This is a genomic window from Methylocystis sp. JAN1 (assembly GCF_052186135.1).
Classification (GTDB): domain Bacteria; phylum Pseudomonadota; class Alphaproteobacteria; order Rhizobiales; family Beijerinckiaceae; genus Methylocystis.
This window is the reverse complement of record NZ_CP181499.1, coordinates 789,919-802,258: the sequence shown is the minus strand read 5'-3', so window position 1 is coordinate 802,258 and position 12,340 is coordinate 789,919. Positions and strand designations below refer to the sequence as shown.

Annotated in this window: 11 protein-coding genes; 1 reads left to right on the top strand and 10 read right to left on the bottom strand. The window is 60.2% G+C overall.

The window, feature by feature from the left end; all coding sequences use genetic code 11:
* The first annotated feature begins 126 nt into the window (after positions 1–126).
* Positions 127–558: an IS200/IS605 family transposase gene (gene tnpA, locus ACNHKD_RS03760; protein WP_442755785.1), complete on the top strand. Its 432-nt coding sequence runs from the start codon at positions 127–129 to the stop codon at positions 556–558.
* A 110-nt stretch (positions 559–668) separates the two neighbouring features.
* Here tnpA and ACNHKD_RS03755 read toward each other — a convergent pair whose 3' ends face one another.
* From ACNHKD_RS03755 to ACNHKD_RS03710, 10 genes are all read right to left on the bottom strand, one after another.
* Positions 669–1,052 (bottom strand): hypothetical protein, encoded by a 384-nt coding sequence (locus ACNHKD_RS03755; protein WP_442755784.1) that lies wholly within the window; start codon positions 1,050–1,052, stop codon positions 669–671.
* Between the two features lie 68 nt (positions 1,053–1,120).
* Positions 1,121–2,518: an RHS repeat domain-containing protein gene (locus ACNHKD_RS03750; RefSeq protein WP_442755783.1), complete on the bottom strand. Its 1,398-nt coding sequence runs from the start codon at positions 2,516–2,518 to the stop codon at positions 1,121–1,123.
* A 172-nt stretch (positions 2,519–2,690) separates the two neighbouring features.
* Positions 2,691–5,090, bottom strand: coding sequence for a TonB-dependent receptor (locus ACNHKD_RS03745; protein WP_442755782.1), 2,400 nt, complete (start codon positions 5,088–5,090; stop codon positions 2,691–2,693).
* Between the two features lie 29 nt (positions 5,091–5,119).
* Entirely contained in the window at positions 5,120–6,304 is a 1,185-nt protein-coding gene (locus ACNHKD_RS03740; RefSeq protein ID WP_442755781.1) for an MbnH family di-heme enzyme, read from the bottom strand.
* The gene (locus tag ACNHKD_RS03735; protein ID WP_442755780.1) at positions 6,301–7,362 is read right to left on the bottom strand and encodes an MbnP family copper-binding protein; all 1,062 of its coding nucleotides are present in this window, start codon (positions 7,360–7,362) and stop codon (positions 6,301–6,303) included. Before ACNHKD_RS03735 ends, ACNHKD_RS03740 begins: the two co-directional genes overlap by 4 nt.
* A 636-nt stretch (positions 7,363–7,998) precedes the next feature.
* The gene (locus ACNHKD_RS03730) at positions 7,999–8,511 is read right to left on the bottom strand and encodes an RNA polymerase sigma factor (RefSeq protein WP_442755779.1); all 513 of its coding nucleotides are present in this window, start codon (positions 8,509–8,511) and stop codon (positions 7,999–8,001) included.
* A gap of 708 nt (positions 8,512–9,219) precedes the next feature.
* Positions 9,220–9,450 carry a hypothetical protein gene (locus tag ACNHKD_RS03725; protein ID WP_442755778.1) on the bottom strand — a complete coding sequence of 77 codons (231 nt, stop codon included), beginning with the start codon at positions 9,448–9,450 and terminating at the stop codon, positions 9,220–9,222.
* 268 nt (positions 9,451–9,718) lie between these two features.
* On the bottom strand, positions 9,719–10,192 hold the full coding sequence (locus tag ACNHKD_RS03720; protein ID WP_442755777.1) for a DUF7146 domain-containing protein: 474 nt from the start codon (positions 10,190–10,192) through the stop codon (positions 9,719–9,721).
* Positions 10,193–10,449: 257 nt separating this feature from the next.
* Positions 10,450–10,638, bottom strand: coding sequence for a helix-turn-helix domain-containing protein (locus ACNHKD_RS03715; protein WP_442756832.1), 189 nt, complete (start codon positions 10,636–10,638; stop codon positions 10,450–10,452).
* 965 nt (positions 10,639–11,603) lie between these two features.
* Positions 11,604–12,314, bottom strand: coding sequence for a L,D-transpeptidase (locus ACNHKD_RS03710; RefSeq protein ID WP_442755776.1), 711 nt, complete (start codon positions 12,312–12,314; stop codon positions 11,604–11,606).
* Positions 12,315–12,340: the final 26 nt, after the last annotated feature.

Genomic DNA, 12,340 nt, shown 5'->3' with positions numbered 1-12,340 from the left:
TTGTCTAAACCGTAAGGGAGTTCCCCCGGCTTTGCCGGGGAGGCAGTAGAAGTTTGACGTTTTCGGCAGTCCACCGTCGAAAATTCCGGTCGTGAGCCGCCAAGCACACGATGAGGAAATTCGACGATGGACGAGTATGAAAGCTTAAGTCACACGCGGTGGGACTGCAAATATCACGTTGTGTTCATTCCCAAATGCCGCAGGAAGGCGTTGTATGGGGATTTGCGCCGATACTTAGGGGAATTATTCAGGAAACTGGCAGCGCAGAAGGAAAGTCGGATCGAGGAGGGGCATTTGATGCCGGATCATGTGCACATGATGATCGCGATCCCTCCGAAATATGCGGTCTCTCAGGTCGTGGGTTACATTAAGGGGAAGAGCGCGATCCATCTGGCTCGGGTTTATGCGGAACGTCGTCGTAATTTCGTGGGCCAGCATTTCTGGGCGCGCGGAAATTTCGTCTCGACAGTCGGTCGAGACGAAGAGGTGATCCGGGAATATATCCGCAACCAGGAACAGGCGGATGCGCGCCTGGAGCAGTTGAACCTGTGGCGATGAAACCGCGCAGCCGCCTTTAGGCGGCCAAAGCAAATCGGGGCCGCGTCAGCGACCCCGCAGCCGCTATGAGCGGCTCACATCTTAAAGCCCCCGGCTTTGCCGGGGGATACTTACTTCACGGTTTTGATTTCGACAGAGCCGAACGTAAAACTGATCGCTGCGCGCTGCGCTTTCCAACTAGCCTCACCTCCTCCCTCGTTTAACTCTAGCTCAATACGCTTTTCTTTCCCATCAATTAGACAAGCTCTGGATATTCGTAGGCCGTTCTCAATATCGATATCCAAATACACTTCACTTACCTTCTTGAATACAATCCATGATTCACGCGGTAACTCTTCATTATCTGAATATCGAATAGAGGCAGAAAGATCAGGCGTAAACATAGCTATAGATTCGTTTTTTATATGGAGCGCGATTTCATGTACGCGGACGTCGTGCAGAAATCCGTATTCTTGTAAGAACGCTCTGAAATCATCGATTTTCTTGCATGCCATGTCTATACGGTTCCCTTCGCTGGCCTATACGATTTACGAGAAGACTGGTATTAGCGGGATCAGCGGGATTAGTGGAAGCCACCAGGGCATGTTCCTGAACGGATTCTGGAACGGGTTTTGTGGAACAACAGGCGCGGGGTCATCGTCGGGCTGAGGACAATCCTCTCCCGGATAGCGATGTTTCTCGCGCTGCTCTGAATCCTTTGGCCCGTTGCAGTCGGCCAATGATCTTTGCCGCCATGTCCCGAAGCGCCCGGCCGGCCAGGATGGAAATCTAGGCAGCCTCCGCCAGGTGATCGCCACCTGGACCCATTTGGGTCTCGATGAGTTGGATCACGAACCCAACCTGGAGGTAATCCACTCGGGTCCGGCGGAAGTATGATGTGCCCCGTTGGATCTTTTTTCGCTAACGGATTGCCTCCGACGTAAAGATAGGCATTCGGCCCATCGCTTAAGAACGCCGTCAGTCCCATCGGATCCGGCTGCACATACCTCCCGGGCGTGGCGTCGTAATGGCGATGCCAGTTATAGGCGAGCCCGCTTTCCATCTGGAACCATTGCCCCGGAAAGCGCATGTCGAGCTTCGCCGTCGCGTCCCACAGATAGCTCACCGAACCGAAAGGCGAATAGATCACGTCCCAGACCCAGGACCAGTTGATGTTCACCATGCGCGCCGGGCGCTTAAGATGGTCCGTGTGCACGAAATAAAGCGCCGGCGACGCCGTGTCGGCCCCGTCGACCACCGCGATCGGCAGATCGTCCAGCCAGACATATTCCCGCTTCGTCACCCCCGCCGCGTCCATCTCGGCGATGATGTGGTCGTTGATGTCGTGGACATAGAGCATCGTCGTCGTGGTCGATCCGTTCGTCGCCCTGCGCGAGACCAGCCGGTTCATGGCGTCGTAGCCATAGGTCGCGCCCTGCGACGGGGCGTTGGTCTGCCAGGCCCTGGAGAGCCGGCCTTCCGCGTCATATTCGAAGCTCATGCCCAGCGCGCCCGTGCGGCTGTCGGTGACGATGTCGCCGGAGGCGTCATAGGTGAAGGTCCGCGCCGACTGTCCCGCAGGCGTCACCGCGCTCAGCCGGTTCGATGTCGTGGGGTAGGCGTAAGTGGAGGTGACGCCGTTCGCCGTCTCGCTCAGACGGTTGCCGTTGGCGTCATAGGTCCAGCCGAGCGTTCCGTAATAGCCCTGCGCCGATTTCAGCCGGCGCGTCGGCGTATAGCTGTCTACGATCGACAGCAGCACGCCCGTCGCGTCGTAATTGTAGTTCCAGACATAGCCCCGCGTCGACATTTGGGTCGGACGCGCGATCGCATGCGGCTCCGCGCCGGTATAATTGAACGGCACAATCGTCTTGAAGGTCCAGACCCGGTTTTCCTTCGCGTCCGTCACGCGCCACATGGACTGAGCCTTGGTCAACAGGGTCCAGTTGGCGTTCAAAACGCGATAGGCGCCTTCAATCACGTTTCCGATAGCGTCGCCGCTATGGCGGACCTTCACACTGTCCAGCGACGCGATCTGCGCGACAAAACGTCGATCGTGGGAATGACGCGGACAAAGCAAAAAATATCGGGAACCGACGATTCCCGACATTGTCACTCGATAGATTCGACGAGACCTTTGAAAGGCGTTCGATCTAGAACTTCAATTTCATGCCGCCGATCACCGCGCGCGGTTGCCCGGCATAGACGCCGCCGGCCGCATTGGCCAAAATGGCGGCGGGCGTCTCTATTCCTCCCGTCAGCGTGTTCGGCATGATGAATGTCGCGGCCATGTATCGGCGGTCGAAAACGTTGTTGAGGCTGAGATAGACCTCGATGTTCCTGAAATAGAAGTTTTCGACGTCCCGATTGTAATGCAGGTTCAGGTTCACGAGCCCGTAGCCGGGAATACTGGACAGGTTCGCGGCGTCGAGCGTGTAGGCGCTTTTGAAGACATATTCGACGAAGGCGCCGAGACCTTTGTAGGCGCCGTGCGGGATGTCATAGCTGGCGCGCGTCGTGATCGTGTGCGGCGCCACGTTGGGAATTTTCTTGCCGCTGCGGTTGAGATAGACGGATGGCGCGGAGCCTGACGGCAGCCCCTCCATCATTTCGGTGATGTACTGACTGTTGAGCGAATAGACCGCCGTCAGAGCCGCGCCCTCGAAAGGCCGCCAATTGGCGTTGAGCTCGAGGCCGCGATGGATCGCGGCGGGAATGTTCAGCGAATAATTGACCAGAAGCGGCGCGCCGGTTGAAAGCGTGAGAATTTCATTGCGGTACCATTCGTTGAAGCCCGTCAGGCTGACGGTGACGTCGGGGCGCGGCGTCCAGTCGACGCCGACATCGACGCCCATATTGGTTTGCGGCTTGAGAGTCGTGTTGGCCGTCGCGACATTTCCCGTGGAATTTGTCGTGAGCGTCGTGAAATTCGGCGTTCCATAGCCCGCCGCATAGCGAACGCGGAACTGCCATTCCGGGTTGTAACGATAGGTAAGCGATGCCTCCGGCGCCGTATTCCAGAAATCCCGATCGAGAGCGACCTGATAGGGAAGCGTCAATCGGCTTGCAGCGTTGTAGGTATAGACGGTGTTAACGCCCCAGACCCTGTTCCAGTTCGAGCTGAAACCGATGACGCCCGTCAAGCCGTCGGCGAGCGCGATCTCTTCTCGCGCGCGGAGTCCGATATTCGAATGATAGGAATCGACCTTGCCGGCCGCGCCGCCCGGCATGCCCCAATTCCACACATTCGGAACCTGCACGAAAGAAGGATTCGTGGCTTTGGTGTTGTCATAGAAAAAGCCAAGGAAATGCGTGGCGGGAAAGCCGAACAGCGCGCCGTGCTTCGTGACGTCCGTCGTCACGTTGAGGCCGACCGCGGGTCCGCGCACCTGCACCGGTCCGCCGAAGGAAAAGCGCGGAGGAATGACCGTGCCGTTGATGTAATCGAGGTAATTATAGGTGACCTGAGTCCGCAGCGTCGTCGCATTGTCGAAATCATGCTCCCATCTCAGCCCCGCGATGTGGCGGTTCAGATGCTGGTGCGCGCCGAGTTGAGAGAAGCTTTGTGGAACCAAGGCGCCCGAGACGCCGTTTCCTGGCTGCTGGATGTTCGCGCAATAGGGGTTGTTCGCAGTCGCGATTTCGCAGCCGAACTGGAAGGGATTGAGATAGTATCTCAGGATCGGAGACGCTTGTGCGATCTGCGAAAAGGTGTTGTTGAAAATGTATTTCAGCGTGAATCTGTCCGACTCGGTCGGCGCCCAGCTTCCCCGAAGATTGACGGTCTGATAATTATAGGCGCTATGCAATATATGGCCGTCTCCGCGCATGTCGGAAGCGAAGAGGGCGAGATCGAAAGCGCCGAGCTTTTTCCCGGCATTGGCGAAATTGTTGATGTAGCCGAAGCTGCCGAATTCCGAGCCGGTTTCCACGCCGTCGATTTCCGCGCCGCTGCGGGTGCGATAGTTAATCGCGCCACCCAAGGCGTGATTGCCGAACATGGCCGATGAGGGGCCGCGATAAACATCGATGGCGCCATAGGCGTGCGGATCGAGCATGTCCGTGCGGCTGTTCCCGTCGGATGTCACGATCGGAAAGCCGTCGTCGAACATCTGAATGTTGCGGACGCCATTGGACAGCCGGTTGCCCGAGCCGCGAATAGAGACGATCAGATCGCGCGGCGTCAGGCCCTGACTGAAAGAGACGCCGGGGCTGTATCGCAGCATTTCTTGCACCGTCGCCATCGGAGTGGTGCGGAGAAAGCCGCCGGACACCGTCGTAAAGCTCTGCCCGGGAGGATCGCGATAGATCGGCAGTTTGGCGCGAGCGGCGCTAAATCCGGGCGCGACGGATTGGGGGGCGGCGGGCTGGGCGGAGGACGTCGCGACGACGGGCGCGGCGGGCCGGCTGGGAACGCGCGCGCCGGCGTCGCGGCGCCCGCCGCCGATCTCGATGCGGGGCAGGGTCTGCTGCGCATTTGCGCTGGAGGCGGCCAAAACGAGGGGGATGGCGCAGGCGGAAACGCCGCGCGTCAGGGTCGCTTGCAGAGACATGGTAGTTCTTTCTTAAAAGGGGTTTGCAGTTATTTGGATTGAATCCCGCTCGGGCTGTTCGCTGAGGTTGCGGCGGCGGCCCAAGGATCGGCGAAACGAGGCGACGTCAGCAGCGTCTCGTCCGTAAGCGTTTTGAGAAAGGCGATCAGATCGCTCTTCTCCTGCGCGGTGAGCTCGATCGGAACGATCAGGGCGCTTTTATTGGGATTGCGGCGTCCGTCGCCCTTGAGAGGACCGTTCGAGACATTGCGCCCGCCTGCGGCGTAGATGTCGATCACTTCCTCGAGCGTCGCCACGCTGCCGTCATGCATGTAAGGCGCCGTCACGGCGATGTTGCGCAGGCTGGGCGCGCGGAACGCACCCATATCCTCCGGCTTGTGGCTGTTCTCGAAAACCCCGCGATTGGGCGCAGGATAGCCGCCCTTTCCGTCGAGGTCGTAGAGGCCCGTATTGTGAAAGGGCGTCTCTATTTCCCGCGTCTTCGCGTGATAGAATTGATCGTCGAAATTGACGCTGCCATGGCAATGATGGCACTCCGCCTTTTCGCCGAAGAACAAATCCTTGCCGCGCGTTTCCTCGGGCGAAAGACTGGCTTTCCCCAAAAGATAGAGATCATATTTCGAGGACGCCGAGACCACGCCGCGCTCGAAGGCGGCGATCGCCTTGATCACGTTTCCGAAGCTGACCGGCTTCGCCTCCTTCGGAAAGGCTTGCGCGAACGCCGCCCGATAACTGGAATCGGCTTCGAAATGCGCGAGAATCTCCGCGCGATTATCGTCGTTGACGCCCATCTCGATGGGGTCCTCGCCGAACAACGGATTTTCCATCTGCCGCTCGAGCGTCACCAAGGCCGGATTCGCCCAGGTCAATGTCGCGCGCCAGGCGGCGTTGGCGACGCTTGGCGAGTTGCGCGGCGTCGTTTGGCCGGTGGCGCCGATAGCGACCGGGCGCCCGTCCGTGAAGGCGAGCTTTTGCAAATGGCAGCTCGCGCAGCTCTCTTTGCCGTTGCCCGACAGGCGCGCGTCGTAGAACAATTTTCGTCCAAGCTGGAAGCGCGCCTCGGACATTGGGTTGTCGGCCGGCTCGCGGGGCGGCGGCAGAAAATCCGGCAATGTCCAGCGCCAGGCGGCCGCGCCTTGAGGCGGCTCGCTTCGCGCGGCCGTCGCAAGCAACGTCAAGGACAGAAGAGCGAGAAGTAAAGCTTGCGGCGTCATTTCAGGCCCTCCACGCGAAAGATCTTCGTCGCGACGCCGGACGGCTTGCCGGAATCATTCGCGTCGGGCGCGGTCTCCTTCAGACGCAGGCCGAGATTCTCGAACATCGGCACGCATTCGGGGTCTCCCGGACCGCTCATGCAGCCCGTCGAAAATCCTTTGTCTCGGCCGAGATCGATCCCGGCGAAGAGCGCTTCGAGATCGAGAACGATTTTCTGGCGCGCCGGCGAGAAGGAGGAGAACCGCACGGGGATGCGATTTGGGCTCGCGCAGGAGGTGATCTCGCCCTTTACGGCGTCGCCCCGGCAGCCCGTCGAGCCGAGATGAAGCATCCATGTGGCGACGGTGATCGTGCCGTCGTCATTGACGCGCAAGGGCGCGGTCCTGGGCGCGTCGGCCATCGCCGGCGCGTCCGGCTTGTCAGCCGAAGGCGTGGAAGCTTCCGCATTTGACGGCGTCGGCCGCGGGGGCGGCGGCGGCCGGGTGACGCCGCCCTCCGGATCGAGCTCGATCTTGATGAATTTGCGCCCGCCCTGCCAGTTCCAGCTCATGGACTGGAGATCGAGCGGCGCCGGGGCTGTCGCGAAATTCGAATGATTGAGGACGACTTCTTTTCCGTCCGGCGCCTTTGCAAGGCTGGGCGCCCCGACGACGAAGCTCACGCCCTTGTAACGGCCGGTCGGCGCGACGCCCCTGATCGTGTCGTTGACGCTTTCCGTCCCCACGCATTTGCCGGTCTTGTTCTCGAAATCGAGCAGAGCGACATTGGCGTATTGCCAGTCGTTCTGTTCGAGCTCGACGGGCGCCTCGCGCCCGGCGCCGTCGATCAGCGCGACGTCCGACACGTAAAGGCGCGCGTCATGGAGTTGGATGGCCTTTCCGCCGGTCCCCAAACCATGAATGTCGCGGCTGCATTCCGCCGGCTGCTTTCCCGCTACGAGCGCGAAACGTATCGCGACGCTCTGTTTTTCAGTCTGATGGCCGTTCGGTTCGCCGCGCGCGCCGCCAAACGTCGCAATCGTCGTGGCGACGCCAATGAAAATAGAAAATGCACGCATGTCTTCTTCTCCCCGCTCGCGGAGATCGCGAACGCAAGACGAAAGGGGAGCAGACCCGACGGATCGGCGACCGGGGGGCTGCGCTCAGTCTGTCAGGAGAAGAAGAGCGGCGGCGCTCGGGAAGACCAAGCGCTGAACCTCGTGGCCTTCGGCGGAAGCGCGCTTCGGCCGCGGAGCCATGGCGCGCTTGTCTCGGACTGCGGGACAAGCACGGCAATCAAAACGGTCAGCAGCGCCGCCGCGTCGATTCCGTCGTCCTTTTCGCCGAGGATACAGGCGCCGCAATGATGATGCTGATAGGGGTGCGGCGATTTCCGATGGTCGCCTATATCCGTTTTGCAGACGAAGCCGACGGCAGGCGCCGAAGCCCCAACGAGATCGCTGAATAAGCCCTTACGGACGCTGCCGGTTTGAGCAATGAGAAGCGCGGCGAAAAACAATATGGCGATGGCGGCGCGCGCGAGGGGCGCGCGCATGAAATTCCGCCATTTTAATGAATTTTGCCGCATAAGCATTGCTTATCGGAAGGCCTCTTGTCTTGTCAATGACACAATGACCTGCCTTCGCCGAACGCTTCGATTGTTGCATCGTCGCCACATCGGACGAAGAGACGGGGCCACACGTCGCACGCCGATTTCAATCGCGATAGCAGGGAAATTCTCCCAACTGGCTTTGCAAATGATCCATGGCTTTTCGAACGTGACGCTGAACCGTTCGGACGTTAATCCTCAGCTTCCGAGCGATCTCGGGATGGTTCATGGCGAAAATCTGCTGAAGAAGGAAAGCGTCCTGGCAAGCAGGCGGCAGTTCCGCGAGACTTTTCCAAAGCTGGCTGGCCAGCATTGTGTTTTCATTGGCCTTGCCTGGATCGTAGGTCTGCGAGCCGGTCTCCGGCCTCTTTATTCCGGAAACGTGGCCGCGCCTTCGATCCTTCCGAAGCGAGTCGACCGCCAAATTCAAAACAGTCCGGAAAAGATACGGCCGAGGGCTCTTGAGATGCTCGACTTCGTCTATTTGCATCAAATGCAGATAGGCGTCTTGGACGAGATCTTCCGCGGCCTGATCGCCGACGCGGCGGCGCGCGAAGAGTCGCAACTCTCGCGCATGCGCCCGATAAAGGTTGGAGAGCAGGCGATCACGCGCGGGCATGATCCGCCTCCGTCTTTCGACCGCACGCGTCGCAAGCGCTTTCTATTTCTGACAGATCGGCGCCAAGAACGCCGGAAGGAAGAGGGATCATGAAGCCGCCTCGCAAAAAGCGAATGGAAGCGCCCCGATCGGCGACCAGCGGGGCGAGCGCAATAGGACTTCGCCATATCGCAGGCGGCCGCCTGCGACAGGCTGTCGAAAATCATATGAACGAAAGCGCGTCGAAGCCCGCTCGACGTTCCGCCGACGTTGACGAGCAATATACGCGCGCGATCTAGCCTTGCGGCGGCCCGCGCGCTTTGGAGATGCGGAATTGTTGCGAGCCTAGAGAGGCGGGGTTTGAATTGTCCCAGCCGGCGACCCTCGCCCGTCGTCGCGGGGTCGCCATTGTCTCAAATATGGGCGCGAGGCTCGCGATGCAGCCGCCGCAGGAAGCGGCGCAGCAGAAACCCCAGTGATGGCGCTCGTGAGGGGAATGCGGCGACTGCGTTCGTTCAGTCGAACAAATGACTTCGCTCGATGGGCGAAACGAAAATGCCGGCGCGAGCGACGACGCAGAAAAGCAGAAGACAGACCGTAAAAACTTTTATCGGATTTTTCATTGCGCCGCCGAGCCGCGGAGACGACGAATTCGCACAACGATATCTAATTGCGACACGATTGCAAGTCGCTTGTCCTCGCGCGACATGGCGGGATCACCTCCAGTCGTTAACATTCGAGCGACGCGGCTCGGAAGTCTAGGCTGATCACGGCTTTCAGACGCATTGGCTTGATTGGGATTTTTGAAGCGTCGCGCTTGAAGATGTAGAGGTCGGCGTTTGGCATGTGCGCGAGGATTATGACGCCGTCGAGCGGATCAAGGTCTTGTCCTCGCTCGCCGCCGCGCAGGAAATTTTTGCCTGAAGGCTCACGACCCATAACGAAAAGGCGGCCAATCAAGCTGGTCCTTGGTCCTACATGACGGTCCTGTCAAAATCCTCCAGAGCCCGATGAAAACCGTCAGCAAGACTTCTTCTGGCAGGTCGGTCGTCATCCCGGCAACGCGGCGGTCTTTGACGCCATTGCAGTGATTGAGGAAATTCGCGCTCATCGCCGGCCTTCAAGGGCGGGTAATAGAATCCATATCCAACCCCCAACGCAGTAACAATTTATGCTCGGGTCACTAAATTGGCGGAGTAAGCGGCTTAGAAGCGTGGGGTGGCGAATCTCACAATATTTTCGGACATTCGTAAGCCGGAAGTGACGTAGAGATACAATCGACGTTTGTCGTCGCTTCCCAAATGTGGGCGAAGTCACAACCGAACGCTGAGGGCCAGCAAAGATCCACGTCAAGATTTGGATGGCGGTCGAAGAAGGAGAGAGCCGCGGCCAGGCCGGGCGCGTCATGGTCAGCGAAGGTTGTCACGCGCTTCACGATCTCGGGCAGGGTGATGACATTGAATCGCTCCGCGCCGAGCGTCGCCCAAACCGGCAGGCCGTTGTGAAGGAGGGATGCGGCCCAGGACGTCTCGAACCCTTTGGCGAGGCCGATATGCCGCGCGGCCGGCGCCGTGCGCAAGAGGCCCTGGCCGAGCGGGCCAATCGCCCGGCGCGGCTTCTCAACGTCGGCCTTTCTGCGGCCGGTCGGATCGAGGAAAGTGAGCTCTACGGCGACGATCTCGCGCGGAGGCGCTACATTCAAGCAGAAGCCCGATTTTACTTTGCAAAACGTTGCGTTGGGGCTTCTTGCGGGTCTGGCGCCGAGCGCTGCCATGATTGTATTTTTTGAATGGCGCGCCATCAACGCCGCAGGCGCGCCGGCCTGGTCTGAATGGAGAAACCGCCCGCGACGGCGGATCGGGTTTCTGCAAGACGCCGCGCGCCAAGACCGGCAGGCCGCGGCGGATGGCGGCGGCCGGTGGAATTGATGCCTCCCTCGCCCTCAAGCAACCGCAAGCGTCAAATGCCGACTGGATCGGCGGTCGGCTTCACTTTGATTTCGATGTCGTAGCCAAGTCGAGTCAGGCACTTTATCAGTTTCCGTTCCGACAAATTTGTGAAGTCGCCGCGTAGGAGCGACGACACTTTCGGTTGCGGAAGCCCCATGCGCCGCCCGGCTTCCTCTTGTGTAAGATTAAGCCGACGCACTGCCTTGGCGATCTCGATCACCAGGCCGGATTTCACTTTCAGCTTTTAAGCGTCCGGCAAGCCCAAGTCGGCAAACACATTGCCGGAACTTGTCGTGACCTCGATTCCATCAACGATGCGGCTGCGCATCTCTCATCTCCTTTGCTAGAGCTTCGGCCACCTTAAGCCGCGCCCGAATAACGCGTTCCCCGCATGCGCGGGGATGAACCGGATGGCGAGCCGCGTTCGCTGGTGGAGTTCTTGCGTTCCCCGCATGCGCGGGGATGAACCGATCTGCGGAGCGGGCTTGACGGCGTCGATTGGGCGTTCCCCGCATTCGCGGGGATGAACCGGAGACATACGGCATCGGCCGCACGCACTCGCTGCGTTTCCCGCATGCGCGGGGATGAACCGCCGCCGATCAGCGTGCGCTGGCCGTAGAACAAGCTTCCCCGAGTGCGCGGGGATTCAATTGGGTTGACGTAGCTCTCGCGCTAGCGCGAGCGCGCTTCGATAGGCGCTGGGCGAAGGCCGACACGATTTTTCGTTTTTGTTGCCAAGCAGAGCGCTCGGTTACAGATTCCTCGCTCCACGCGCGTGCATATCCGTGCACTGTGCACGTGCGTTCGACCGCCGCCACTCTCTTTTTCTTGCCCTCCCACGCACCCGCTTGTCGCCTCTTGAACGCCCACAACACTCTGCACCCGCGCTTGTGGATCTGGGGGTCCCCCGTTCGAGCCAGGGTGGCGGCGCCATTCTCCCTCTTCCAATTTCGGATGGACAGACACGCGCCGCCGGGAGACGTGGGCTCGGGCGTTGCTTGGCGCGAAGCGGGAGCGGAGCCGCGTGGTTACCGCTCGGTGGGACGATCAACCCGTTCCAGGCTGAAGCGGCCGCCGCCCGCAATCGCCGTGACTCTAACGAACCGCCCTGTTCTTTGCGCTGCTGGCGCCGGCGGCGCCTGGGCCGGGGGTTGACGCCATCGGCTACGCCGGCAACATGATTACCTTTGTCTTGATCGGCGTTCGCGAATAGAGGTCGATCATGTCCTGGCTGAGGAGACCGGTGCAGCCGCTCGTAATGCCGGTCCCGATCGTCTCGGGGTCGCTTGTGCTGTAGATTGTGTAGACCGTGTAGACGCCATTTTTATAGAGATAGAGCACGCGGGCGCCGAGCGGATTGTCCAGACCTCCCGGCATGCCGCGGGCATATTGGCGCGCCTCCGGCTGGCGCGCGATCATCTCCTTGGGCGGCGTCCAGACGGGCCATTCCGCCTTGCGCCCAACATAAACTTCGCCGCTCCACAGGAAGCCGGGGCGGCCGACATTGGCGCCGTAGCGAGTGGCCATTCCGTCGCCTTCGATGCGGTAAAGATGGTATTTGCCGGGATCGATGATGATCGTGCCGGGCGCTTCTTTGGTGTCGTAGCGCACCGTCTGGCGAAAATATTTCGGATCGATCTTGCCGATATCGACCGCCGGGATCGGAAATTTCTCGTTCGGCACGGCCGCGTAAAACTTCGCCGCCTCGGCGCGGCCCATGTCGTCGGACGTCACGCAGCCGGAGAGGCCCAGCGCGCCGAAACCGGCGGCGGAGCCGAACAGAAACGACCGGCGGTTGAGACGCCCCGACCGAAGCCCAAGCAGGCCTCCCTCGTTTCTTTCGCCGGCACCGGCGATCCCATCGTCCGTCATCATGATCTTGGAGTCCTGTTGTCCCACGA